At 69.3% G+C, this 466-nt stretch carries 1 pseudogene; it reads right to left on the bottom strand.

The features are described 5' to 3' along the window. A pseudogene (locus X726_RS01000000167885) lies at window positions 1-466 on the bottom strand (peptigoglycan-binding protein LysM); the annotation flags it as partial.

Here is a 466-nt window from a genome sequence, read left to right as displayed (position 1 = left end):
CAGCAGGCTTTGCTTCGGCGGGCTTGGTCTCGGCGGGCTTGGCCTCCGCAGGCGCCACGGCGGCGATCGCCTCGCCGGGTTCGCGCTCGAACGGCACGGCGGCACGCGCTACCACCTTCACGCCGTCGGCATCGAGACCGTCGACATGGATGGTGTAGTTGCCGACCGGGATATCGCGCGTTGCCTCGACCAGGAAATGACCGTCGGGCGAGGTCACCGCATCGCCAAGCAGGATATCGTTGGCATAGGCGCGCACCTTGCGGCCGGCGTCAGCCAGACCGGCGACGAAGATCTTGTTGCCGTCGATCTCGACCGCCTCGACGACGATCTTGGGTGCAGCCACGCCTGCCGCCGGCGGCGCTGCAGGTACTGCTGGCGCTGCAGGGGCAGTTGCGGCTTCCACAGCCGGAGCAGCAGGTGCTGTTTCAGCGGGAGCGGCAGGCGCTGCCGTGGCCACGGCAGGCGC

Origin of the sequence: Mesorhizobium sp. LSJC285A00 (assembly GCF_000503155.1) — a bacterium.
GTDB lineage: Bacteria > Pseudomonadota > Alphaproteobacteria > Rhizobiales > Rhizobiaceae > Mesorhizobium.
The sequence above is the reverse complement of the archived record's forward strand: the minus strand, read 5'-3'. Positions and strand labels throughout refer to the sequence as shown.